24 protein-coding genes and 1 tRNA gene are annotated in these 22,651 nt (G+C 59.8%); 17 read left to right on the top strand and 8 right to left on the bottom strand.

The window, feature by feature from the left end; translation table 11 throughout:
• Positions 1-51: 51 nt before the first annotated feature.
• Positions 52-1,335 (bottom strand): histidinol dehydrogenase, encoded by a 1,284-nt coding sequence (gene hisD / locus HX846_RS10595; protein WP_008431521.1) that lies wholly within the window; start codon positions 1,333-1,335, stop codon positions 52-54.
• A gap of 288 nt (positions 1,336-1,623) precedes the next feature.
• Between hisD and HX846_RS10590 the strand changes: the two genes are divergently transcribed.
• The 3 genes from HX846_RS10590 to HX846_RS10580 are packed head-to-tail and all read left to right on the top strand — an operon-like array spanning position 1,624 to position 5,755.
• Positions 1,624-2,343, top strand: a complete 720-nt coding sequence (locus HX846_RS10590) for a ThuA domain-containing protein (protein ID WP_178965356.1) — start codon at positions 1,624-1,626, stop codon at positions 2,341-2,343.
• Positions 2,340-4,127 (top strand): thiamine pyrophosphate-binding protein, encoded by a 1,788-nt coding sequence (locus tag HX846_RS10585; RefSeq protein WP_102604522.1) that lies wholly within the window; start codon positions 2,340-2,342, stop codon positions 4,125-4,127. Before HX846_RS10590 ends, HX846_RS10585 begins: the two co-directional genes overlap by 4 nt.
• 17 nt (positions 4,128-4,144) lie before the next feature.
• Entirely contained in the window at positions 4,145-5,755 is a 1,611-nt protein-coding gene (locus tag HX846_RS10580; protein ID WP_178965355.1) for a GMC oxidoreductase, read from the top strand.
• Positions 5,756-5,863: 108 nt separating this feature from the next.
• On the opposite strand, the gene HX846_RS10575 is transcribed toward HX846_RS10580, so the two are convergent.
• Both HX846_RS10575 and HX846_RS10570 read right to left on the bottom strand, forming a co-directional pair.
• Positions 5,864-6,961: a LacI family DNA-binding transcriptional regulator gene (locus tag HX846_RS10575; RefSeq protein WP_008431528.1), complete on the bottom strand. Its 1,098-nt coding sequence runs from the start codon at positions 6,959-6,961 to the stop codon at positions 5,864-5,866.
• A gap of 55 nt (positions 6,962-7,016) precedes the next feature.
• On the bottom strand, positions 7,017-8,144 hold the full coding sequence (locus HX846_RS10570) for an MFS transporter (protein WP_178965357.1): 1,128 nt from the start codon (positions 8,142-8,144) through the stop codon (positions 7,017-7,019).
• Between the two features lie 243 nt (positions 8,145-8,387).
• Here HX846_RS10570 and HX846_RS10565 point away from each other — a divergent pair, with 243 nt between their 5' ends.
• Positions 8,388-9,650 (top strand): MFS transporter, encoded by a 1,263-nt coding sequence (locus HX846_RS10565; protein ID WP_102604557.1) that lies wholly within the window; start codon positions 8,388-8,390, stop codon positions 9,648-9,650.
• A 15-nt stretch (positions 9,651-9,665) separates the two neighbouring features.
• Here the strand turns inward: HX846_RS10565 and HX846_RS10560 are convergent, their stop codons facing one another.
• Entirely contained in the window at positions 9,666-10,415 is a 750-nt protein-coding gene (locus HX846_RS10560; RefSeq protein ID WP_032898777.1) for a hypothetical protein, read from the bottom strand.
• 191 nt (positions 10,416-10,606) lie between these two features.
• Between HX846_RS10560 and HX846_RS10555 the strand changes: the two genes are divergently transcribed.
• The gene (locus tag HX846_RS10555; RefSeq protein WP_008431536.1) at positions 10,607-11,167 is read left to right on the top strand and encodes a fasciclin domain-containing protein; all 561 of its coding nucleotides are present in this window, start codon (positions 10,607-10,609) and stop codon (positions 11,165-11,167) included.
• A gap of 56 nt (positions 11,168-11,223) precedes the next feature.
• Here the strand turns inward: HX846_RS10555 and HX846_RS10550 are convergent, their stop codons facing one another.
• The gene (locus HX846_RS10550; RefSeq protein WP_177009152.1) at positions 11,224-11,421 is read right to left on the bottom strand and encodes a hypothetical protein; all 198 of its coding nucleotides are present in this window, start codon (positions 11,419-11,421) and stop codon (positions 11,224-11,226) included.
• A 598-nt stretch (positions 11,422-12,019) separates the two neighbouring features.
• Between HX846_RS10550 and HX846_RS10545 the strand changes: the two genes are divergently transcribed.
• From HX846_RS10545 to HX846_RS10530, 4 genes are all read left to right on the top strand, one after another.
• Complete coding sequence (locus HX846_RS10545) at positions 12,020-12,322, top strand: helix-turn-helix transcriptional regulator (RefSeq protein ID WP_003219649.1); 303 nt, start codon at positions 12,020-12,022, stop codon at positions 12,320-12,322.
• Between the two features lie 62 nt (positions 12,323-12,384).
• On the top strand, positions 12,385-13,377 hold the full coding sequence (locus HX846_RS10540) for a zinc-dependent alcohol dehydrogenase family protein (protein ID WP_003219647.1): 993 nt from the start codon (positions 12,385-12,387) through the stop codon (positions 13,375-13,377).
• 40 nt (positions 13,378-13,417) lie between these two features.
• Positions 13,418-13,675: a hypothetical protein gene (locus tag HX846_RS10535; RefSeq protein WP_178965354.1), complete on the top strand. Its 258-nt coding sequence runs from the start codon at positions 13,418-13,420 to the stop codon at positions 13,673-13,675.
• Positions 13,676-13,905: 230 nt separating this feature from the next.
• A complete protein-coding gene (locus HX846_RS10530; protein WP_003219643.1) occupies positions 13,906-15,234 on the top strand; it encodes an OprD family porin in 1,329 nt (442 codons plus the stop codon).
• A 126-nt stretch (positions 15,235-15,360) separates the two neighbouring features.
• On the opposite strand, the gene HX846_RS10525 is transcribed toward HX846_RS10530, so the two are convergent.
• Complete coding sequence (locus HX846_RS10525; protein ID WP_003219642.1) at positions 15,361-15,819, bottom strand: Hsp20 family protein; 459 nt, start codon at positions 15,817-15,819, stop codon at positions 15,361-15,363.
• Positions 15,820-16,181: 362 nt separating this feature from the next.
• Between HX846_RS10525 and HX846_RS10520 the strand changes: the two genes are divergently transcribed.
• Positions 16,182-17,093, top strand: a complete 912-nt coding sequence (locus HX846_RS10520; protein ID WP_177116745.1) for a bifunctional GNAT family N-acetyltransferase/nucleoside diphosphate kinase regulator — start codon at positions 16,182-16,184, stop codon at positions 17,091-17,093.
• A 247-nt stretch (positions 17,094-17,340) separates the two neighbouring features.
• Here HX846_RS10520 and HX846_RS10515 read toward each other — a convergent pair.
• Positions 17,341-17,431, bottom strand: a tRNA-Ser gene (locus tag HX846_RS10515).
• Between the two features lie 152 nt (positions 17,432-17,583).
• On the opposite strand from HX846_RS10515, the gene HX846_RS10510 reads away from it, so the two are divergent.
• The 7 genes from HX846_RS10510 to HX846_RS10480 all read left to right on the top strand — a co-directional run bounded on the left by HX846_RS10510 (position 17,584) and on the right by HX846_RS10480 (position 21,796).
• Positions 17,584-18,255, top strand: a complete 672-nt coding sequence (locus HX846_RS10510) for a Bax inhibitor-1/YccA family protein (RefSeq protein ID WP_003219636.1) — start codon at positions 17,584-17,586, stop codon at positions 18,253-18,255.
• A gap of 89 nt (positions 18,256-18,344) precedes the next feature.
• Positions 18,345-18,737 carry a sulfurtransferase complex subunit TusD gene (tusD, locus tag HX846_RS10505; RefSeq protein ID WP_003219632.1) on the top strand — a complete coding sequence of 131 codons (393 nt, stop codon included), beginning with the start codon at positions 18,345-18,347 and terminating at the stop codon, positions 18,735-18,737.
• Between the two features lies 1 nt (position 18,738).
• Entirely contained in the window at positions 18,739-19,089 is a 351-nt protein-coding gene (gene tusC, locus HX846_RS10500) for a sulfurtransferase complex subunit TusC (protein WP_178965353.1), read from the top strand.
• Positions 19,089-19,382 (top strand): sulfurtransferase complex subunit TusB, encoded by a 294-nt coding sequence (gene tusB, locus HX846_RS10495; RefSeq protein WP_178965352.1) that lies wholly within the window; start codon positions 19,089-19,091, stop codon positions 19,380-19,382. Before tusC ends, tusB begins: the two co-directional genes overlap by 1 nt.
• Positions 19,379-19,714, top strand: a complete 336-nt coding sequence (locus HX846_RS10490) for a TusE/DsrC/DsvC family sulfur relay protein (RefSeq protein WP_087693047.1) — start codon at positions 19,379-19,381, stop codon at positions 19,712-19,714. The genes tusB and HX846_RS10490 overlap by 4 nt, the downstream gene beginning before the upstream one ends.
• Positions 19,711-20,712, top strand: a complete 1,002-nt coding sequence (locus tag HX846_RS10485) for a glycosyl transferase family protein (RefSeq protein WP_178965351.1) — start codon at positions 19,711-19,713, stop codon at positions 20,710-20,712. Before HX846_RS10490 ends, HX846_RS10485 begins: the two co-directional genes overlap by 4 nt.
• An 88-nt stretch (positions 20,713-20,800) precedes the next feature.
• Positions 20,801-21,796: a glutathione S-transferase family protein gene (locus HX846_RS10480; protein WP_178965350.1), complete on the top strand. Its 996-nt coding sequence runs from the start codon at positions 20,801-20,803 to the stop codon at positions 21,794-21,796.
• A gap of 130 nt (positions 21,797-21,926) precedes the next feature.
• Here HX846_RS10480 and cobA read toward each other — a convergent pair.
• The coding region (cobA, locus tag HX846_RS10475) for a uroporphyrinogen-III C-methyltransferase (protein ID WP_178965349.1) at positions 21,927-22,651 on the bottom strand (725 nt) is incomplete at its 5' end.

Raw genomic sequence — 22,651 nt, 5'->3', positions numbered from 1 at the left:
TGTAAGAGCGGAACCAATAGAGGCCGTTACCCAAACAACGGATATGTACCCTCAACCGTGCTTCTTGTAACGACGAATCCGAATATCCGCCTGCTCCTTGTGCCCCGCAAACCCTTCCATCCCGCAAAGCCGCGAGCAGTATTCCCCTACCAACACCGAAGCCTCATCCGTCAGCACCCGCTGATACGTGCACGTCTTGATGAACTTGCCGACCCACAGCCCGCCGGTGTACCGCGCAGTCCCGGTGGTAGGCAATGTGTGGTTGGTCCCAATCACCTTATCGCCATAGGAAACGTTGGTGCGCTCACCAAGGAACAACGCGCCGTAATTGGTCATGTGCTCCAGGAAATACAACGGATCGCGGGTCATCACCTGCACGTGCTCGGAGGCGATGCGATCGGCTTCCTGCACCAGCTCGTCGACGCTGTCGCACAGGATGATTTCGCCATAGTCGCGCCAGGCGACAGAAGCAACCGGTGCGGTGGACAGGATCGCCAACTGCCGCTCGATCTCCGCCGGCAGGGTTTGCGCCAACTCCGCACTGTTCGTCAAAAACACCGCAGGCGAATTAACCCCATGCTCCGCCTGCCCCAACAAATCGGCAGCGATGATTTCAACATCGCTGCTGTCATCAGCAATCACCAGTGTCTCTGTAGGCCCGGCAATCAAGTCGATACCAATCTTGCCGAACAACTGACGCTTGGCCTCGGCCACATACGCATTACCCGGCCCAACGATCATATCCACCGGCTTGAACGTATCGGTGCCCAACGCAAACGCAGCAATCGCCTGCACCCCGCCCACGCAATAGATCTCATCGGCACCCGCCAAATACATCGCCGTCACAATGGCCGGATGAGGCTTGCCATCAAACGGCGGCGCGGCCGCAACAACGCGCTTCACCCCGGCCACCTTGGCCGTCAGCACGCTCATATGCGCCGACGCCAGCAACGGGTACTTGCCGCCCGGAATGTAGCAAGCCACCGAGTTCACCGGAATATTGCGATGCCCAAGGATCACGCCAGGCAAGGTCTCGACTTCCACATCGTGCATCGAGGCTTTTTGCACCTCGGCGAAGCGCCGGACCTGGGCCTGGGCAAAGGTGATATCGCCGATTTCCTGCTCGGACAGGCTCGCCACGCAGGCGGCAATTTCTTCGTCGCTCAGCCGGAAAGATACAGGCGACCACTGATCAAACTGCTTCGAGTATTCACGTACGGCCGCATCGCCGTTACGGGCGACGTTGGCGATGATGCGCTCAACGGTATCGCGGACTTGGGCGGCAATCTCGGCTTGGGCTTCGACCGGTTTAGGCGTTTTCAGGTAACGAATCATCAGTGGCTCCAGGTGGTTCTTGAGGGCACGCGACATGCCCCCGGCATTGGCAACCATCTTTTCCTACCCCCCTGCCCCGGGCAATTTCGCAGCCTCCCTATTGGTGACGCAACCTGACGCAACACAGACGCAGTGTTGAAGCACTGCGGCGGGCTGCTGACGTTATTCGTATAACCCCCGATGAAAAACATGTAAGCCCCATTGACTTAGGGATCCGGAGTGATAGGTTAAATAAGCGGTTATACGTATAACCTAACAATCACACCCAACGTAAAGAGGTGATCAACCGTGAGTCGAGTCTTGTATCTATTCGGTGGCTGGCCCGGCCATTTCCCCTACGAAATTGCGGCATGGGCGCGCACCGTTTTCCAGGAACTGGATTTCGAGGTCGAAGAGTCCACCGACATCTTCACACTGGACAGGGACTTGACCGGTTATGACCTGATCGTGATCGGCTGGAACAACGCCGTCACTACCGAGACGCTCACCGCGTCCCAGGAAAACCGCCTGCTGGAAGCGATCGAAAGCGGCACCGGCCTGGTGGGTTGGCACGGCGCAGGCGCGGCGTTTCGCGCCAGCCTCAAATATCACTGGGTGCTCGGCGGCTCATTCCTCGAACACCCGATGGGCGAAGGCTTTCCCCACCCTTACAAGGTCAACGTCATCGACCACAGCCACGAGGTGACCCAGGGCGTCGAGGATTTCGAGGTACGGTCCGAGCAGTACTACATGCAGGTCGACCCGAACATTCATGTGCTGGCTGAAACCACCTTCGACGGCAACCCCTTCCCCTGGCTCAACGGCCATCGCAGCCCGGTGGCCTGGGTGCGCCAGTGGGGCCAGGGGCGGGTGTTCTATCACTCCATCGGGCACGACACCAGCAACCTCGCCGACCCGAATATCCGCCGCCTGACCAAGCAAGGCCTGAACTGGGCGACACGCGGGCGTGCAGCCAGTACCGCCGAGGCAACCCCCTCCGTTTCATCAACCCAAGGAGTCCTGTCATGACTAAATTGACCGGCAGCCAGATCGTGGCTCAAACCCTGAAAAACTATGGCGTCGAATACGTCGCCGGTATTCCCGGCCACGGTATCTGGACCCTGACCGACGCCTTCCTCGAAGAAGACTCCAAGCTCAAGTTCATCCAGGTGTTCCATGAGCAGAGCGCGGTGCACCTCGCCGACGGTTACTACCGGGTGAGCGGCAAGCCGATGGCGGCAGTGACGTCCATCGGTGCCGGCGCCGCCAACACGGTAATCGGCATGGCCACCGCGTTTACCGACTCCACCAGCCTGATGCTGATCACCGGCGGGCCACCCACCCACATGCGTGGCCATGGCTTGCTGCAGGAGCTGGAGCGCTACACCGACAACGACTTCCCGAAAATCGCCGAGGCCGTGACCAAGCGTCATTGGGTGGCGACCCGTGTTGAGGAGTTGCCGTTCATGATGCACCGCGCCTGGAGCGCAATGGTCACCGGACGCCCCGGGCCGGTGCACCTGGAAATCCCGATGGATGTGCAGGCCGAGGCCGCTGAAGTGACCCTGCATGCCCTCGAAGAGCGCACCCCGATCGGCAAATGCTTCCCGGACCCGGCAGCCACCGCTCGCGCAGTGGAAGAGCTGAAACTGAGCAAGCGCCCGGTGCTGGTGATCGGCGGCGGCGTGATTACCGGCGAAGCCAGCGCGGAATTGTTCGCCCTGGCCGAAGCCTGGAAGATCCCGGTGGTCACCACCTGGAACGGCAAGAGCGGCTTCCCGGAAGATCACCCGTTGTTCGCCGGCAGTGTCGGCCAGACCGGCACCCTGTGCGGCAATAAAGTCGCGTCCACCGCAGACGTGATCATCGCCGTGGGCTGCCGTTTCACCGACTGGTCGTCGTCCAGCTACGCCAAGGGCGTGACCTTCGCGATCCCGCCGTCGAAGCTGATCCACATCGACATCGACCCGCATGAAATCGGCAAGAACTACCCGGTGACCGTGGGCATTTGTGCCGACGCCAAATACGCCCTCGCCGCCATTGTCGAAAGCCTGAAAGGCGAGACGGTTGAGCGCGAAGAGTACCTGAGCGACCTGCGCGGTTATCAGGAAGAATGGGAAACCAAACTGGCGGGCCGTCGTGACTCCGATCGCTTTCCGTTCACCTCGCAACGCCCCCTCGGCGCGCTGCGCAAAGTGTTCCCGCGGGACACCATCGTGGTGGTTGGCTCGGGCAACACCCAGGGCGCGGTCAAGCAGACTTTCCCGGTCTATACGCCACGTACCCACCTGACCTCCGGCGGCTTCTCGTCCATGGGCTGGGCCGTACCTGCGGCCATCGGTGCGAAGCTGGCGGCGCCTGACCAGCCGGTGGTGTGCATCCTCGGGGATGGCGATTTCCTGATGACCTCCCAGGAAATTGCGATCTGCGTGACCAACAATATCCCTGTGGTGTTCCTGATCCAGAACAACGCCGGCTACATGTCGATTCGCGGTGGCCAGCGCAAGCAGACCAGCCGCCATATCGGCACTGAATTCAACCACCCGGACGGCACGCCCTACAGCCCGGACTTCAAGGCGGTGGGCGAAGCCTTCGGCCTCAAATCCTACCGTGTGGAGCGCCCGGAAGACCTTGAGCCTATCCTGCAGGAAGCGCTGGATTTGAATGTGCCGGTGCTGATCGAAGTACCCACCGACCGCGATGCGGCTGGCCCTTGGGTGCCCGGCTGGTGGGACTTCCCGATTCCGGAATACATCACCGACGAACGCCAGGATGAGTACTGGCAAATCCGTAATTCCGAACAACACCTGTAAATGCCGGAGCGGCTCACATGAGTGATGCATTGATTTCGCATCATGCAGAGCTGAATCCACTACCGGGGGCGCAGCGCGAACCGCGCGCCCTCGACGTGGTGACACCTGATGCAGATGGCACGATCAACTGTGACGTGGTGATTATCGGCTCGGGCATGGGCGGTTCGACCTTCGCCCATGCCCTGCGTGACAGCGGGCTGGATATTGTGATCGTCGAACGAGGGGATTTCCTGCCCCGGGAAATCCAGAACTGGAGCGCTGAAGCGGTGTTCGGCCAAGGACGCTATCGCAATGCCGAACCGTGGCTGGACCAGGCCAACCAAGCATTTTCGCCGGGGGTGTTTTATTACGTCGGCGGCAACACCAAATTCTACGGCGCCATGCTGCCACGGTTTCGCGAGGCGGACTTTGGCGAGATCCAGCATGCCGAGGGCGTGTCGCCTGCGTGGCCCGTCAGCTACGCCGAGTTTGAACCCTGGTACGCCGAAGCGGAAAAGCTCTACCGCGTGCATGGCCAGGCCGGCATTGACCCAAGCGAACCCTGGCGTTCAGGACCCTTCCCGCAACCGGCACTCAAGCACGACCCGGCCCTGGTTGCGCTGGAACAAAGCATGCAGCGTGCCGGACTCAAGCCGTTCGTGATGCCGGCGGCGGTGGACTATGGCGATGGCGGCGATTGCGTATTGTGCTCAACCTGCGATGGCTATCCGTGCCTGGTGGAGGCCAAGGCCGACGCCGAAGTTTCTGCGCTCAGGCCCGCCCTGCGCAGTGGCAGCATTCGGCTGATGACTCGCACCACGATCCGGCAGCTGAACACCGATAACGATGGCAAAACCGTGACTCAAGCGCGGGGTCTGTTCGATGGACGCGAGGTGACACTGCGTGCCAAACGCTTCGTGCTGGCGTGCGGCGCAGTCAACAGCGCGGCATTGCTGTTCAAGTCTGCGAACGCTCAACATCCTCATGGCCTGGGCAATAGCTCTGGGCAGTTGGGGCGTAACTACATGGTGCACAACAGCACCTTCATGCTGGCGGTGGACCCGCGACGCAAGAACAACGTGACCTTCCAGAAAACCCTGGCCATCAATGACTGGTACAGCGCCAGCCCGCACAACGCATTCCCCTTGGGTAATGTGCAGATGCTGGGGAAAATCCGCGAGCCGATGATCAGTGCCATGCGGCCCTGGCTGCCGAAATTCGCTTCACGCTATATCACTGACCACAGCGTAGACCTGTACCTGACCTCGGAAGATCTGCCGACCCAGGACAACCGCGTCACCTACGACACGCAGCGCGGCGCGATCAAGGTTCACTGGACGCCGAACAACCTCAAGGCCCATGAAGGACTGGTGAGCAAGGCCACCCAAACCATGCGTGATGCAGGGTATCCGCTGATCCTCAAGGCGCGCATGGGCATCGCGACGAACTCCCACCAGTGCGGCACTGCCGTGATGGGCAAGGACCCAACCACCAGCGTGCTGGACCTGAACTGCAAGCTGCATGACCTGGAGAATGTATGGGTGGTGGACAGCTCGTTCTTCCCGTCGTCGGCGGCGGTTAATCCGGCACTGACCATCGCGGCGAATGCCCTCAGAGTAGCGGCACACTTCAAGGGGCAGCCCGGGTAAAGGTGGAAGCTGGCTTGCCTGCGATGCAGTCGACTCGGTCTGTCAGTGGTATTGAGTCGATGCCATCGCAGGCAAGCCAGCTCCTACAGCGATCCCTTAACAACGGGATCAGGCGTCTGCCTGCTGGATACTGCGGGTCGAGGTACGCACCACCAGCTTGGTGGCGAAAATCTTTTGCTCGGGCGCCAGCGGCGCATCAGCCGGGGCATTCAATTGCTCGGTCAGCATGCGTGCGGCGTACACGCCCTTCTCCACCATGGGTTGGGCAATGGTGGTCAACCCGAGCTGCACCGCCTCGGGAATATCGTCGAAGCCGATCACCGAAAGCGTCTGCGGCACTTGGCGACTGAGGGCGTGGGCGGTTTTCATGCAGGCAATCGCCATCACATCCGAGCACGCCACCACTGCCGTGACGTCGTTGGAGGTCAGCAATGTGAACGCTGCGGCCTGGCCGGACGTGGAATCCAGCCCACCGGCCTCGATCACGCTCAGGTCTTCAAACGCCAGGCCCGCGGCGGTGGCCGCCTCCACGTAACCGGTGAGGCGTTCGCGGACAATCCGCTCACTGGCACTTTTGAAGCGCTGCAGGTCAATCGGGCCGCGGTAACCATCCGGGTTGAGGCGGTCAATGATGACGCCGATCTTGCGGTGGCCCAGGTCCAGCAGATGCTGCATTTGCGTGCGAGCCGCACCGCGATCGTCGATGCCGACAAAAAACGAATTCTCGACCAGCGGCGAGTCGATCACCACGAACGGAATACTGTGCTTCACCACCGCCAGCACCGCCGGGTGATCATCGGGCAGGGTCGAGATAATCAGGCCATCCACCAGCCCGCGCAGGGCCAGGCTGCCGTGGCTCGCCGCCGGGCCCCGGCCTACCAGGCGGTTGTTGTTGAGCGGAAACAGTGTCAGTGCGACATTTTCCAACTCGCCCACTTCACTGATGCCGCGCAGCATGGCGATGGTGCACGGGTCGGCAAAGGCCAGGGACAACTTGTCCATCATCATCAACCCGATGGCGCCGATCTTGCCCGAGCGCAGGCTGCGGCCCAGCACATTGGGGCCCGGGTAGCCCAATGAAGCGGCCACCTCGAGGATATGCTCGCGCTGGGCCGGGGACAGTTTGGAAGGTCGGTTGTAGGCGTAAGACACCGCAGGCTGGGACACCCCTGCCGCCAGTGCTACGTCTTTCATTGAAACGGCCATCGCTTGCTTCCCAATCCTTTTGAAACCTCATGCGAGGTCATGAAAAAACAGGCGCTCAGTGTACCCGTTGAGGGGAAACCTTCGGAACCAGTCGTGTGGCACTGAATATGATTGCGACCATCAGCGAGGCAACCGCCAGCAGCGCCCAGGATAGATTCGTCGCGTGGGCGAACAAGCCGATCACCGCCGGGCCCATCAGGATACCCAGATAACCGAGGCTGGTGGCAGCGGCAATCGCCAGTTCCCCCGGCATGGTCTTTTGCGCGCCCGCCAGCGACAGGTACACCGGCGCGATATTGGCCAAACCGATGCCGATGACCGCAAACCCCACCAGGTTCACCTGCCAGTTCGTCGCGAGCACCACCGTGAGAAAGCCCAGGATTACAATCAGGCCACCGCCCACCAGTACCAGCCGGGCGCCGAGCCTGAGCAGAATCCGGTCGCCACTCAAGCGCCCCAACGCCATCATCACGGCGAAGCAGGCGTAGCCCAGGCCTGCAATGGAAGGCTCGACATCACGCACCTGGGTCAGGAACACCGCGCTCCAGTCGAGAATCGCACCTTCGGCCAGAAACGCGAACAGGCACAGCACCCCCAGCACCAGGACTTTACGCGTGGGCCGCACAAAGATCGGGCTGCCCTCTTCGCCGCTGCGCCCGAGCATCTGGCGCCCGTAACTCAGGACAAACGCAGCCAGTGCCGCCATCACCGCGCTGCTGGCCAGCAACGGCGTGGCGCCCAGCCAGAGCAGCGCGGTGATCCCCGCCGCACTGACAATCGTGCCCAGGCTGAACAAGCCATGAAAACCCGACATCAAGGACCGCCCGGTCGCACGCTCAACCATCACGCCCTGTACGTTCATCGTCACATCCACTGCGCCGCACCCTGCACCGAACACGGTCAGGGCAAACATCAAGCCCAAGAATGAATGTGTGGTCGCCAGCAGAGGCAGCGTCAGAAACACCAGGGCGATGCCGATGTGCATGGTAAAGCGGCAACCTTTGCGGGCGTTCAGGATGCCCGCCAGCGGCATCATCACCAGTGAGCCGAGGCCCAGGCACAGCAACAGGATGCCCAATGCGCCGTCGTCCACCCCGGCCCGGCTGCGCGCATAGGGAACCAGCGGCGCCCAGGCGCCCATGCACAGGCCGGACAGCAGAAACGTCAAGCGGTAGGCCGACATATGCGGCGTGGAGCACGGCAATAACAACTCTTGAGACGACACGGAAACCCCAATACCTGAACAGTTGGAGTTATACGTATAACTTAAAACTCAAGCGCCAGCCACTGCCTTGTTACTGTTACATATTCTGGATTGATAAAGCATTGACAGCCCACAGGGTGCAGGTTTTACTTCCGCAAGGTTATTCGTATAACCCAAAATTGCATAACCACCCCACAAAAACAAAAGGGACCATGCAGCGTGATAAGCACTTTCCAGAAAACCCCGATCCCCCCGCGTATTCGCAAGGCACGTATCGCCACCTTTCTCGGCTTCATGATGATCGGCGCCATGATGTACATCTGGTCCACCGGTGTAAGCGTGTTCAGGACCCAGCTTGGCCTGACGGGAGAACTCGGGGACTCGAGTTTCGGCCTGATTGCCCTCGGGGTCGGTGTCGGTTCCGCAGCCGGTGCGCTGCTGGTCGGGCGGCTGCTGGACACCTTCGGCGCCAAGCCGGTAATTACCCTTGGCGCCCTCGCCTATCCCCTTTCGATTATCCCGCTGGGCTTCGTCAACGGTTTCTGGTTTGCGCTGTGTTTCGGCTCTGTGCTGGGGCTGTTGCGCGGCGCCCTGGATACCGCCTTGAATGCCCACGGCGTGCAGGTTGAACGGTTTTATCGACGCTCGATCATGTCCGGCTTCCATGCCTTCTATTCCCTGGGCGGCTTCCTGCTGGGCATGGCATGCAGTTGGCTGACCCGGTTCTACACCGACAGCGTGCTGGTGCCTTACACCGTACTGGGCCTGGCGATGTTTATTCTGGGCTGTGTGTTCAGCCGATGGTTGCTGGGCAAGCATGATGTGCCCGACGCCCAGCTCGACGACTGGCAAGCCGGCACCCAGTCCCGGGACGAAACCGGCAAGGGCCCTTCGGCCAAGACGCTGCTGGTGATGATCGCTCTCGGCACCTTGCTGCTGGGCAGCATGATGGGCGAAAACGCAATTGCCGACTGGGGCCAGGAATACATTCGCCGGGAGTTCGCGACCACCACCTCGACCGCAGGCATGGCGGTCTCACTGTTCGTCGGTGCGTCATTCGTGGGGCGTCTTTTTGGCGACCGCCTGGCCGCTGCGTTCGGTAATGCGCAGGTGGTGTTTGGATGCGGTACGTTGTGCGTCCTCGGCATGATCACCACGATATTGGGCGGTACGGCCGTGACCGGCGTTGTCGGCTTCGCGCTGTTTGGCCTCGGCCTTTCGTGCATCGCACCGTTGATGATCTCCGCCGCCGGGCGCCGGGACCCGGCACATGCCGGGCGCAATATCGGCATCGTCAACTGCATCGGATTTTCCGGGATGCTGGTGGGCCCCGCCGTCATCACCGTCATCGTCAGCAACTTCGGCCTGAGCAAGCTGATGTTCTTCCCGCTGGTGATGCTCGGTTTGCTCGCGACGTTCGGCCCACTGCTGATGCGCGCGCCGAAGAAAACCGTTGCCCGCGGCAAAGCGCAAACCGAGGTGTGAGGGAGGCCCGCATCGTCACTGCACCGGCAGGAAATTCATCAGCAGCAAGCTTTGCGCGTAGTTGAGCCCGATGCGCCGGTAGCGTTCGTCGAGCATCTGGGTCAATAGGTCGAGGCGCGCGACGATCTTGCCGAACTCCACGGCAAAGCTGAGGTTGCTGCCCGCCTCCGAGATCTCGTTGGAGAACAGCAACAGCGAGCCATTGGCATCCTGGCGCTGACTGAGCAGCCAGGTGGCCTTCTCGATATTGCGCGCGGCATTGCTGACGAACTGCGGGTTGATCGAGTCCGTTATATAAAACTCGGTGCGCCCGCCGTGTGCCGTCACCAGCATGCTGCCGATCGCGTAGATGAAGGCGCCTACCCGGTCGCCGCGAAACTCCGGGCTCAGGGAATAGCTCAGCGCCGCCAGGTCGCGACGATCCCCCAGGGCGGGCAGTGGTTGGCGAAGTTCGATGGCCTGGCGGATTTGCCGGGCGGCGGTCACCGCGTCGGTGTAACCCGATTGACGCCACTGGTTGGGGTTGCGCAGGTAGAGCTTGCTCATCAGCAGATACAGGCTTTGCAGGTTGTCGCGCATGCTCAGGGTGGCCATGCGATCAACGCTGGTCTGGAAGAACTCGTCGGGCTTGCCGTTGCTGAACTGCGTGGCAATATCGCGCCCCTGCTGCTGGCTGCAACCGTTGGCGCAAAGCATCAAAACCGCAGCCAGCCACAGCGGCTGACGCATCCATCGGGTGATAAAAACAGGTAACGTGCGATCCATCGGCACCAGGTCTGGGTCTGCTGTCCACGCCGGAAATTAGTGTGGTCGGGACAGAGATAGATCGGAAGAACGGGAAAAAGTGCAGTGAGGGCGGCAAACCAATAATTTTTCCAGAGGTGCATCCACTTTGATCCTTGGTACGTAGATTCAATACCCTCACCCGGAGGGCACAAGCACCAAGGAGATACATCATGCACGCCATCTACAAAAAAATTGCTGCCGTTGCCTGCTTTACGATCCTCTCCGTCACCACATCCCTAAGTTTTGCCACCGACACCGTAATGGTGGGCGGCGCGGCGATGTATCCGACGAAAACCATCGTCGAAAACGCAGTCAACTCAAAGGACCACACCACTCTGGTGGCGGCGGTCAAGGCAGCCGGACTGGTGGATACCCTTAACAGCAAAGGCCCGTTCACCGTATTCGCACCGACCAACGAAGCTTTCGCCAAGCTCCCCGCAGGCACCGTGGATACGCTTGTGAAACCTGAGCACAAAGCCGATCTCACAAAAATCCTGACCTATCACGTGGTGGCTGGCACTCATACCTCTGCACAACTGATGGCCGACGCCAAGAAGAACGGCGGTACCGTGATGTTGAAAACCGTGCAGGGTGAGTCGCTGACGATCAAGCTGCATGACGGCAAACTGTGGGTGGTGGATGCCAAGGGTGGCAAGGCCAGCATCAGCATTGCGGATGTGATGCAGTCCAATGGCGTGATTCATGTGGTTGATTCGGTGCTGATGCCGTAATCGTCGCTTGACACCGAAAAGCCCGAAGCAGTGTGCGTCGGGCTGATTCGGATGCTTCAGTTGTCGGGGTGTTCACTCGCGACAGAATCAGCCGCATCCACATCCGACATATCCTCTTCCAGAGGGGCGTCATCGTCCGGCGGTAGAGGCGCTTCAGGTTGATCGCGCCGAGGATCATGCCCGGTTTCATTGTCTGTACCGCGCGTTACGCCCTGCTGGGATACGTTTCCAGGGGCCTTCTCGTCAATTTCCATGCTGGCTCTCCGTTCTAGCGCGGGATGTCCGTGCTTGAACATGAGAAACGATGCGGCGTCGCGAGTGCCGGCCGATGGACGAACGGTGGGGATCAATTTCATAACGGCCCTAACGCTCCGAGAGACTCTATCCACCGCAGGATCGCGGGTTTCTCTGCTGGTTTTTCGCCAATGCAACACACCTCCGGGTCGGTGAGAGAACACCAGACAGACACCGGGTCTCCCACTCGCAAGCCATACGAGGCTTTACGAAGCGCCGTCGTTGACCAAGCGTCAACCGTCTCGTTGAGAGACTTGTGAAAGTGCTGCCCATTGACGCTATAGCTGAAGCTCATGAACTGGCGTCCGGCCCACGATGCCTCACGCCCGACGAAGGTTACGTAGCCAGGCACCACCTGCCCCGCGTCCATGGCACTTATGAGTTCTCTCCTGAAAACAGCCCGGAAACACGTTTGTTTTTTGTGCTTTTACACTGTTATAGCTCAGAGGCCCGCAGCGCGACAGGTCCTTGGTCGCCGCCTCCGGTGAGGCCTGAAACTGACTACCCGTTATGTCTGACACACATTGACATATCGATAATTCTCGATATGATCACGCCATGGACTTACTCGAAATATTCAAAGCCCTCTCAAACCAGACACGCCTCGAAATCCTGAAAGGTTTGAAGGACCCCGAGAAGAACTTCCCTGCACAAGATGAAGGGGACGTTCACACGGTGGGCGTGTGCGTCAGCAGTATTCAGGAAGGCATCGGGCTCTCGCAGTCGACGGTGTCCGGTTACCTGGCAACGCTGCAACGGGTGGGCCTGGTCGAAGTCAGGCGCATCGGCCAGTGGACTTACTACAAGCGCAATGAAGCCACCATCCGCAGGCTTGCCGAGATCATAGGGAAAGATTTGTAGTTTTTTTGCCACATAATATCGAGATTTCGCGATATCCCTTTTTGTCGAAACGAGGAAATGCAATGAAGGCGTTGATACTCAAGTCATTTGGCGGCCCGGAATCATTCGAACTTCGCGACGTTCCCAAGCCCGTTCCGCACACGGGGCAAGTCCTGGTCCGCGTACACGCAACCTCCATCAACCCGCTGGATTACCAGGTCCGACGTGGCGACTACGCTGACCTGGTGCCGCTACCGGCGATTACCGGGCATGACGTATCGGGGGTCGTTGAGGAAGTCGGGCCGGGGGTTACGTCCTTCGCGCCAGGCGACGAAGTCTGGTACACCCCGCAAATATTTGACGGACCCGGCAGCTATGCCGAATACCACGTGGCGGCCGAAGGCATTATCGGGAAGAAGCCCCCTGCCCTGAGTCACCTTGAAGCGGCAAGCCTGAGCCTGGTCGGCGGCACCGCCTGGGAAGCGCTGGTGGTGCGTGCAGCCCTCAGGGTGGGAGAAAGCATCCTGGTGCACGGCGGCGCGGGCGGCGTCGGGCATGTGGCGATCCAACTGGCGAAAGCCATTGGCGCCCAGGTGTTCACCACCGTACGCGACGTCAATGTCGAGTTCGCGCGAAGCCTGGGCGCGGACGTAATCATCGACTACGAAAAGGAAGATTACGTCGACGCCATCCTGCGGGAAACGGGTGGCCGTGGCGTTGATGTGGTGTTCGATACCATCGGCGGCACCACATTGTCCCGTAGCCCGGACGCGCTTGCGCAACTGGGTCGCGTGGTCACGATTGTGGACACGGCGCACCCCCAGAACCTCGTCCAGGCCTGGGGCAGGAACGCGAGTTATCACTTCGTTTTCACACGACAGAACCGCGGCAAGCTGGATGAAATGAGCGCACTGATCGCCAACGGTCAACTGCGGCCACACGTTGGCGCGGTCTATTCCCTTGCCGACATCCCGCTCGCCCATTCCCGTCTGGAAAGCCCCAACAACGGCATTCAAGGGAAAATCGCGATTGCCGTGTCCGCCGGCTTACAGGAGGATTGGCGCAACGGTGCTTGAGCTGATCGCACTGAACCACTTTTTTGGAGAGCACGGGTAAATGGCAGAACTGATGGAAAGGCTCGACGGCCCAAGGACCGTACAGCAGGAACTGTTCTACGACCTCGAAGATGCGACGGCCGTTATCGCCTGGTCGGTCAATCAATTGGCCACTATCGCCGGGGTCGCCAAATCACCCGACGAAGCAGTCGCCCTGATGAAGATGGGTGCACTGCTCGCGGCTCAGCAGGAAAAGCTCAGCGGGTACGCGGATGAGGTGAAGGCCGGAAGGATTGTGCGAGGAGAGGATCACTCGTGATAAATACGCTACGCACCCAACAACCTTTCACATCCCTTTCACACTCGAGCGCTTATCGTCACTCCAGCTCCTAAGTGAACACCTTTAAGCCCGCACTCCCCATCGCGGGCTTTTCTTTGCCTGGAATTTGGTAAAAGGGATATCAAAACCTTCATCCAGTTTCATTTGTTGATGGCCTGGGCTGTCGCCTTAATGCTCCCACACGAACTCGTGCACAGGAGCAAAATATAATGAAAAAACGTCAACCGTTACTTCAGCTCAATACCTTGGCCGTGGCGCTGGCATTTGCCTTGCCGGCCATGAGCTATGCCAGCGATCAGTCCGACTCCAAGGGCTTTGTCGCCGACAGCAGCTTGAATATCCTCAACCGCAACCTGTTCTGGAACCAGAACGGCAACGGCGCCCACACCCGTGACTGGAGCCAGGCGCTGATGGCGACCTACAGCTCGGGCTTCACTCAAGGCACCATTGGCATCGGCATTGATGCGTTTGCCGACCTGGCGTTGCGCATCGACGGGGACACCGACCGCGCCGGTGGCCCGAACATACCGTCCGACGCCAATGGCAATCCGGATCATGGCTTCGCGAAGGCCGGTGGTGACGTCAAGTTCCGTATTTCCAATACCACGCTCAAGGTCGGCGACCTGCAGCCTACGTCGCCGGTGTTCGCCACCGCCGATAACTACCTGATGCCACAGACCGCAACAGGCTTCCAGATCGACAGCCATGAAATCACCGGCCTGAACCTGGAGGCCGGCCATTACACCTCCGGCACCGGTACCACCACCACCTCGCGCAGCGGCGACATTCTCGCCAGCTATGCAGGCGTGGAAGCGTCGTCGGCCAGCTTCGCGGGGGGCAAATACCAGTTCAGCAAGGAATTCACCGCGTCGCTGTACGGAGCGCATCTGGAAGACGTGTGGAATCAGTACTACGTCAACCTGAACCTTGTTCATCCACTGACCGATGACCAATCCGTCGCGCTGGACTTCAACCTCTATCGCACACTGGACGACGGCAGCGCCAAGGCCGGGACCATCGACACCACCGCAGCCTCGCTGGCGGCTGCCTACACCCTGGGTGCACAGACCTTCACCCTGGCCGGGCAGAAAGTGCATGGTGACGAGCCGTTCGACTACGTCGGCTTTGGGGAGACCAATGCCGGCGTCGGTGCCGGGCGCTACGGCAACTCGATCAACCTGGCTGACTCGGTGCAATACTCCGACTTCAACGGCCCGGGCGAGCGGTCCTGGCAGATGCGCTATGACCTGGACATGGGAGCCTTTGGCGCCCCCGGCCTGAGCTTCATGGCCCGCCATATTCGCGGTGCCGGCATCGACGGTACGCATACCCCCGGCAATTCGGCCTACACCGGGTTCTATGGCGCCAACGACCAGGAACACGAAACCGACGCCGAAGTGAAATACGTCGTGCAGAGTGGCCCGGCCAAGAAGCTGTCCTTTCGCCTGAGGGAAGCCTGGCACGATGGCGATGCTTCCACCGGGGGGCATCTGGTGCAGACACGCCTGATTACCGAGTACCCGTTGAATATCTTCTAAACAGGCGGGAGTGCCCGGTTGATGGATCTACCGGGTACTCTGCGTGCCAGGTATTGATCGGTAGGCGTCTTGATTCCACACACAAAAAAAGGCGCTACCAAGAGCGCCTTTTTTGTTACCGCTGACTTATTGCAAACTAACCTGACGCAGTTCGGGCTCTTTCCCGCTACCAATCGTGATGCGCTTGGGCTTGGCCTCTTCAGGAACCACGCGCAGCAAGTCGATGCTTAACAGCCCGTTGTTCATCGAAGCACCGCGCACCTCGATATGATCTGCCAGCCGGAACGACAGCCGAAATGCTCGTTGCGCGATGCCCTGGTGCAGATAAGTGACTGCTTTCTCGGTTTCGCGCTTGTCGCCAACGACTGTCAAAACGCCCTTCTCGACCTGAATATCCAGATCCGCTTCAGTAAGCCCAGCGACAGCAATGACAATGCGATATTCGTCATCACCGTGCTTTTCCACATTGTGAGGCGGATAAGTGTTCGGAGCCTCGCTGCGAAGCGCCGACTCAAACAGGTCATTGAAGCGATCGAAGCCCACGGATTGACGGAACAAAGGGGCCAACGAAAGGGTAGTAGCCATCTCAAAATCTCCTGATTAAATCCAAGTGATTAAGTGCGCGACCCGCATTCGGCGTCGCGTGATGAAAATTTATGTTCGCCGGGAAAGTTTTCAAGAGGCCAGATAAAAATTTTTACATTTGAGTGCCAGCCGGGAACGGCTTGCTCGGTTGGATAGACAGGCCGCCCTCAGGCTGCGATGCGTAGTCAGCCCACCTTTCTCTTGAGTGCTTGCCTGGGTCGGGTTCAGCAAGCGGTGGCTTCTTGGAACTCTCTGGCATGTTCGCCATTACTCGCGGCATGTCTTAAAATATCCGGTTGCCGAAGAACCGCCATGACATATCCATGAAGGGCTTCAATCCTTTACAAGTAAGTGTGGTCAAGATGAATAAGCCTTTCATTTCGCTGTGCCCTGAAATTACGCGGGCGCACGCGCTGACGTTGATGGATTGGTTAGAGGATGAGCGCATCACCTGCTATCTGAGCGATTCGCGTCATGTCTCCCGCTCCATTGAGCAAGTCATTGATCGGACTCAGTTGCCGATCCTGACTCATCTATTCAACCAGGGCGGCAGATTCTTTATGGCCTATGACCGGCATGACGCCCCGGTGGGCTTTGTCCGTCTCATCAAGACCGGCTCAAATTGCGAGATTGTCCTGGTCATCGGAGACAGCGACAAATGGGGCCGGAACCTGGGCGCCAGCACGATCCGCGAAGGCATGAAACTGGCCTTCCTCGACATGCGGGCCGAGAAGCTCATCGCCAAGATTCACCCGGACAACTCGCGCTCGCTGAAAGCCTTTCTGCGCAGCGGCTTTATGCTGGAGAGCGAAACGCCGACATTGACGTCATTTTCCATGACGGCGGCGAGCTATTTCCAGTTCTTGCGCGAAGGTGCCGGTGGCGACTCCACCAGGATCTACATCACTGAAATCGACAAGGCCAGGCTCGAGGATCTGATCGCGTTCGAGCAAGGCCCGGCGGTTGTTGAACTCGAACATGAGCTTGAGCGGGCCATTGTCGTCAAGCCGCAGCAGGTGGCGTGCAATGTCATCACGATGAACTCCAGGGCCTTGCTGCAACTGGACGATGAAGAGTTCGAAGTGGCCTTGGTCTACCCTGAAGACGCGGACAGCAACGCAGCAAAGCATTCCGTGTATTCCGACATAGGCACCGCCATCCTTGGCTATCAGGAGGGAGACGCCATCGACTGGCGAATTGCTGACCGGACCCGCCGGATTGAGATCAAGAAAGTGCTTTACCAGCCGGAGGCTGCGGGCGACTTCCACCTGTAATTGCGCCTTTTCTCAGTAACGAATCACGCCAGTCAGCGCGCCCGGCTTGGGTGCCTGACTTCTCCGGCGTGAACTGATAACCGAGACGGTTATCGGCGCGTGGGTGAAATAGTGAACCCTACCCGTTGACGCCCACTTTTTGCAGAGTTGCGAAAACTGCCTGAAATGATGCGTTAACGATTGGAGGTGTATTCCTGAACCCCAGAAACGCAAAAGCCCCGCAATAGCGGGGCTCTTGAGTAAATCTTGGCGGGAAACCAGGGATTCGAACCCTGGAGACGCTATTAACGTCCGCCGGTTTTCAAGACCGGTGCATTCAACCACTCTGCCAATTTCCCTTGTGCAACACAGGATTAGCGTAGCTCATCCTGCCTCAGCGGGCGCCATAATACCCGAATGAAACACACTGTCAAACTCTCGCCATAGCTTGTTACAGAGCGTCTGTTATGATCCTTGCGACTGAATGTTTCAAAACTGAAGGAGTGTCGCCATGCGCGAACAAAATTACGCAGTGAATGGAAACGCGCAGGCTGAGCAGCTAGAAGTTAGCCGCGTCCTGCGCAATACGTACGGCTTGCTCGCTCTCACCCTCGCGTTCAGCGGCGTGATGGCCTTCGTAGCCCAGCAAATGCGCGTCGGCTACCCGAATATCTTCGTCGTGCTGATCGGCTTCTACGGTCTGTTCTTCCTGACCAACAAGCTGCGCGACTCGGCCTGGGGCCTGGTGTCGGCGTTTGCCCTGACCGGTTTCATGGGCTTTATCCTCGGCCCGATCCTTAACCGCTACCTCGGCATGGCCGGCGGCGCGGAAGTGGTCAGCTCGGCATTTGCCATGACTGCCCTGGTATTTGGCGGCCTGTCGGCCTACGTGCTGATTTCCCGCAAGGACATGAGCTTCCTGGGTGGTTTCATCACCGCCGGTTTCTTCGTGTTGCTGGCTGCGGTACTGGCAGGCATGTTCTTCCAGATCAGCGGCCTGCAACTGGCGATCAGCGCAGGTTTCGTGCTGTTCTCCTCGGCCTGCATCCTGTTCCAGACCAGCGCAATCATCCAGGGTGGCGAGCGTAACTACATCATGGCCACCATCAGCCTGTATGTATCGATCTACAACCTGTTTATCAGCCTGTTGCAGATCTTCGGCATCATGGGCCGCGACGACTGATCGCAGCCGCATGCAAAAAGCCCGCTTCGGCGGGCTTTTTGTTGCCTGCGGCTTTATCATTGCCACAGGTTTTGCCTTCAGAGTGTTCCATGAAGTTCGCGATTGCGCTTTTTTCCGCCGCCCATGCGCCCTCCTCGCGCCGTGCCTTGCTGTTCGCCCAGGCGGCGCTGGCGGGTGGACATGAGATTGTGCGGCTGTTTTTTTATCAGGATGGCGTCTACAGCGCGTCCACTAACATTGTTGCGCCGCAGGATGAGCAGGATATCGCCCGTCAGTGGCGCGAGTTTGTCAGCGAGCATCAGCTCGATGGCGTGGTGTGCATCGCCGCGGCCCTGCGCCGTGGCGTGCTGAATGCCGAAGAGGCCACCCGTTATCAGCGCAGCGCGGTGAACCTGGACGCGCCTTGGGCATTGTCCGGGCTTGGGCAGTTGCATGACGCCGCCCAGTCCGCTGACCGCTTGATCTGCTTCGGAGGGCCGTGACATGTCGAAATCCTTGCTGGTGATCAGCCGACAGGCGCCGTGGTCCGGCCCCGGCGCCCGTGAAGCGCTGGATATCGTATTGGCTGGCGGCGCGTTTGATTTGCCGATTGGCCTGTTGTTTCTGGATGACGGCGTGTTTCAACTGGCCGCGAGCCAGGACGCCAGGGTCGTGCAACAGAAAGACCTGAGCGCCAACCTCCAGGCCCTGGAATTATTTGGCGTCGAAGAGGTGTTTGCCTGCAGCCATAGCCTCGCCGTGCGCGGGCTGGTCACCTCCGGCAACGCACAGCCGCTGAGCAGTGAACAAATTTCACAGATGATTGACCGTTACGACCAGGTGATTACCCTCTGATGTCGACCTTGCATGTGGTATCCCACTCGCCTTTTACCGACAGCCGGCTGGACAGCTGCCTGCGCCTCTGTGGCACCCAGGATGCGATCCTGCTGTGCGGCGACGGCGCCTATGCCCTGCAACCCGCCAGCGCGCCTTGCCAGGCCCTGCAGTCCAGGGGCGTGAAAGTGTTTGTACTGGCCGAAGACAGCCAGGCGCGTAACCTCGCCGTGCCTGAATGGGCCGGCAGTGTCGATTACCCGGCGTTCGTCCGGCTGTCGATCGACTATGGCAAGGTCAACACTTGGCTATGAACACTTTGACCGTAGGTGAACGCACCCTCGAACTGGACAAGGACGGCTACCTCGTCGACCTGACCGAGTGGTCCAGCGACGTGGCCAACGCCCTCGCCACTACCGAAGCGCTGGAGCTGACCCCGGAACACTGGGAAATCCTCGAACTGCTGCGCGGCTTTTACGACGAATTCCAGCTGTCGCCCGCCACCCGCCCGCTGATCAAGTACACCGCCTTGAAGCTGGGCCCGGAAAAGGGCAACAGCCTGCACCTCAACCGACTGTTCAAAGGCACTCCCGCCAAACTCGCCGCCAAGCTGGCGGGCCTGCCCAGGCCGACGAATTGCTTATGACTGATTTTGCCCCGTTGATCACTGAAACCCTTGCTGAGCACCCGTTCGCGCCGTTCGTGCGCATCCTCGGCAAAGGCAAGCGCGGCGCCCGCAACCTCACCCGTGAGGAAGCCCGGGAAGCCATGGGCATGTTGCTGGACGAGAAGGTCGAAGACACCCAGCTCGGCGCCTTCCTCATGCTGCTGCGGCACAAGGAAGAAAGCCCGGAAGAACTCGCAGGCTTCACCGAAGCCGTGCGCGAGCGCCTGAATGCACCGTCGCTCAATGTGGATGTCGACTGGCCGACCTACGCCGGTAAAAAACGCCACCTGCCGTGGTACCTGCTGGCAGCCAAGTGCCTGGCACAGAACGGCGTGCGTATCCTGATGCACGGCGGCGGCGCGCATACGGCAGGCCGGCTCTACACCGAGCAGTTGCTGGATGGCTTGCAGATTCCGTTGTGCCGCAATTGGCAACAGGTGGAAGCGGCCCTTGAACAGGGCAACCTGGCGTTTATTCCCCTGGGGGACTGGGCGCCGCAACTGCAGCGCATGATCGACCTGCGCAACACCCTGGGCCTGCGCTCGCCGATCCATTCACTGGCGCGCATCCTCAACCCGTTGAGCGCCCGCTGCGGCCTGCAAAGCATCTTCCACCCGGGCTACCAGGGCGTACACCGCGATGCCAGCGGCCTGCTTGGCGACAACAGCATCGTGGTCAAGGGCGACGGCGGCGAGATCGAGATCAACCCGGACACCATCAGCCACCTGTACGGCACTACCGGCGGCGAGAGCTGGGATGAAGAGTGGCCCGCCCTCTCCGCCCAGCGTCACGTCAAGCCTGCCGCGCTGGAGCCCGAGCATCTCAAGGCGCTATGGCGCGGTGAGGTGCAGGACAGCTACCCGCAACTGGCACTGATCGCCACCATGGCCCTGGCCTTGCGCGGCCTCGGCCACCCGCGGGAACAGGCGTTCGAACTGGCCCAGCAGTACTGGGATGCCCGGGACAAATCGATTTAGTCGATCATTAACCCCCAGCCTTTGCGCTTTTTGTTCGAACTCAGACCTTTAGACTGCACTCCAACGCTTATTAGCCAAGGAGTCAGTCATGGGTTTGCTGATCGAAGGACGCTGGCATGACCAGTGGTACGAAAGTAGCGCAGACGGCGCCTTCCAACGAGAGCAGGCGCAACGCCGCAACTGGGTGACCGCCGATGGTGAAGCCGGCCCGACCGGCGAAGGCGGTTTCGCGGCTGAAGCCGGTCGCTACCATCTGTACGTATCCCTCGCCTGCCCCTGGGCGCACCGCACATTGATCCTGCGCAAGCTCAAAGGCCTGGAGAGCTTGATCGATGTATCCGTGGTCAGCTGGCTGATGCTGGAAAATGGCTGGACCTTCGACAAGGCCCATGGCTCCAGCGGCGACAAGCTCGACGACTTCGCCTTCATGCATCAACGCTACACCGCCGACACCGCCAACTACACCGGGCGGGTCACGGTGCCGGTGTTGTGGGACAAGAAGCTCAAGCGGATTGTCAGCAATGAGTCGGCGGAGATTATTCGCATGTTCAACAGTGCGTTTAATGAACTGACCGGCAATCAACTGGATTTCTATCCCGAAGCCCAGCGCTCGACCATTGATGCACTGAACGATCGAATCTATCCCGCCGTGAACAACGGTGTGTACCGCGCAGGCTTTGCCACGTCACAAAAGGCTTATGAGGCCGCATTTGATGATGTGTTTGCCGAACTGGATCACCTTGAGCAGCACTTGGGTGAGCATCGTTACCTGGCGGGAGAATACCTGACTGAAGCCGATGTAAGGCTTTTCACCACGGCGATCCGGTTTGATGCGGTGTACTACAGCCACTTCAAATGCAACCTGCGGCGAATTGCGGATTATCCGAACCTGTCGAACTGGCTAAGGGAGTTGTATCAGTGGCCGGGGATTGCCGAGACGGTGGATTTTGCTCACATCAAGGGGCATTACTACGCCAGTCACCGCACGATTAATCCGACGGGGATTGTGCCGAAGGGGCCGTTGCAGACGTTTGAGGCGGAGCATGACCGGGAGCGGTTGAGCGGGAAAGGGATTTGGAGTTGATCCAAGCCCTGTAGGAGCAAGCTTGCTCGCGAAGGTCGTCAACGATAACGCGCTCATGCTGAATGAACGCGGTGACCTTGAGTTTTTCGCGAGCAAGCTCGCTCCTACAGTTGAACATCTGTCGCGGTTATCAGACTTGCGACTGAGCGCCTTCAAACCACTTCAGCTTCTCACGCAACTGCACCACTTCTCCCACAATCACCAGTGTCGGCGCATGAACCTCATGCTCCGCCACCATGCGTGGCAGGTCAGCCAGGGTGCCGGTAAACACCCGCTGGTTGGACGTGGTGCCCTGCTGGATCAACGCCGCCGGCGTATCCGCCGAACGACCATGCTTGATCAGCTGTTCGCAGATGATCGGCAACCCGATCAAGCCCATGTAGAACACCAGGGTCTGCGAAGGGCCCACCAGGTCACTCCACGGCAGGTCCGAAGTCCCGTCCTTCAAGTGCCCGGTAATGAAGCGAACCGATTGCGCATAGTCGCGGTGGGTCAGCGGAATACCGGCATACGCCGCGCAACCACTGGCCGCGGTAATACCCGGCACCACCTGGAACGGGATGCCATGGGCCGCCAGCTCTTCGATCTCTTCACCGCCACGCCCAAAGATGAACGGATCGCCACCCTTGAGCCGCAGCACGCGCTTGCCTTGCCTGGCCAGGTCCACCAGTTGCTGGTTGATCTGGTCCTGCGGCACCGCATGGTCGGCGCGACGCTTGCCGACATACACCCGCTCGGCATCGCGACGGCACAATTCAAGAATCGCCGGCGCCACCAGGCGGTCGTACAGCACCACGTCGGCCTGTTGCATCAAGCGCAAGGCGCGGAACGTCAGCAGGTCCGGATCACCCGGGC

This window comes from Pseudomonas sp. K5002 (genome assembly GCF_013386655.1).
Classification (GTDB): domain Bacteria; phylum Pseudomonadota; class Gammaproteobacteria; order Pseudomonadales; family Pseudomonadaceae; genus Aquipseudomonas.
The sequence above is the reverse complement of the archived record's forward strand: the minus strand, read 5'-3'. Positions and strand labels throughout refer to the sequence as shown.

Bases quoted from the DNA above. Each gene is read 5' to 3' on its own strand.
- HX846_RS10575 (WP_008431528.1), bottom strand. From the start codon at position 6,961: ATGGCCGTTTCAATGAAAGACGTAGCACTGGCGGCAGGGGTGTCCCAG.
- HX846_RS10535 (WP_178965354.1), top strand. From the start codon at position 13,418: ATGGCAGAACTGATGGAAAGGCTCGACGGCCCAAGGACCGTACAGCAG.
- tusD (WP_003219632.1), top strand. From the start codon at position 18,345: ATGAAGTTCGCGATTGCGCTTTTTTCCGCCGCCCATGCGCCCTCCTCG.
- HX846_RS10520 (WP_177116745.1), top strand. From the start codon at position 16,182: ATGAATAAGCCTTTCATTTCGCTGTGCCCTGAAATTACGCGGGCGCAC.
- HX846_RS10555 (WP_008431536.1), top strand. From the start codon at position 10,607: ATGCACGCCATCTACAAAAAAATTGCTGCCGTTGCCTGCTTTACGATC.
- HX846_RS10585 (WP_102604522.1), top strand. From the start codon at position 2,340: ATGACTAAATTGACCGGCAGCCAGATCGTGGCTCAAACCCTGAAAAAC.
- HX846_RS10490 (WP_087693047.1), top strand. From the start codon at position 19,379: ATGAACACTTTGACCGTAGGTGAACGCACCCTCGAACTGGACAAGGAC.
- HX846_RS10570 (WP_178965357.1), bottom strand. From the start codon at position 8,144: ATGTCGGCCTACCGCTTGACGTTTCTGCTGTCCGGCCTGTGCATGGGC.
- tusB (WP_178965352.1), top strand. From the start codon at position 19,089: ATGTCGACCTTGCATGTGGTATCCCACTCGCCTTTTACCGACAGCCGG.
- HX846_RS10580 (WP_178965355.1), top strand. From the start codon at position 4,145: ATGAGTGATGCATTGATTTCGCATCATGCAGAGCTGAATCCACTACCG.
- HX846_RS10510 (WP_003219636.1), top strand. From the start codon at position 17,584: ATGCGCGAACAAAATTACGCAGTGAATGGAAACGCGCAGGCTGAGCAG.
- HX846_RS10560 (WP_032898777.1), bottom strand. From the start codon at position 10,415: ATGGATCGCACGTTACCTGTTTTTATCACCCGATGGATGCGTCAGCCG.
- HX846_RS10480 (WP_178965350.1), top strand. From the start codon at position 20,801: ATGGGTTTGCTGATCGAAGGACGCTGGCATGACCAGTGGTACGAAAGT.
- HX846_RS10545 (WP_003219649.1), top strand. From the start codon at position 12,020: ATGGACTTACTCGAAATATTCAAAGCCCTCTCAAACCAGACACGCCTC.
- HX846_RS10530 (WP_003219643.1), top strand. From the start codon at position 13,906: ATGAAAAAACGTCAACCGTTACTTCAGCTCAATACCTTGGCCGTGGCG.
- HX846_RS10525 (WP_003219642.1), bottom strand. From the start codon at position 15,819: ATGGCTACTACCCTTTCGTTGGCCCCTTTGTTCCGTCAATCCGTGGGC.
- HX846_RS10485 (WP_178965351.1), top strand. From the start codon at position 19,711: ATGACTGATTTTGCCCCGTTGATCACTGAAACCCTTGCTGAGCACCCG.
- HX846_RS10540 (WP_003219647.1), top strand. From the start codon at position 12,385: ATGAAGGCGTTGATACTCAAGTCATTTGGCGGCCCGGAATCATTCGAA.
- HX846_RS10550 (WP_177009152.1), bottom strand. From the start codon at position 11,421: ATGGAAATTGACGAGAAGGCCCCTGGAAACGTATCCCAGCAGGGCGTA.
- tusC (WP_178965353.1), top strand. From the start codon at position 18,739: ATGTCGAAATCCTTGCTGGTGATCAGCCGACAGGCGCCGTGGTCCGGC.
- hisD (WP_008431521.1), bottom strand. From the start codon at position 1,335: ATGATTCGTTACCTGAAAACGCCTAAACCGGTCGAAGCCCAAGCCGAG.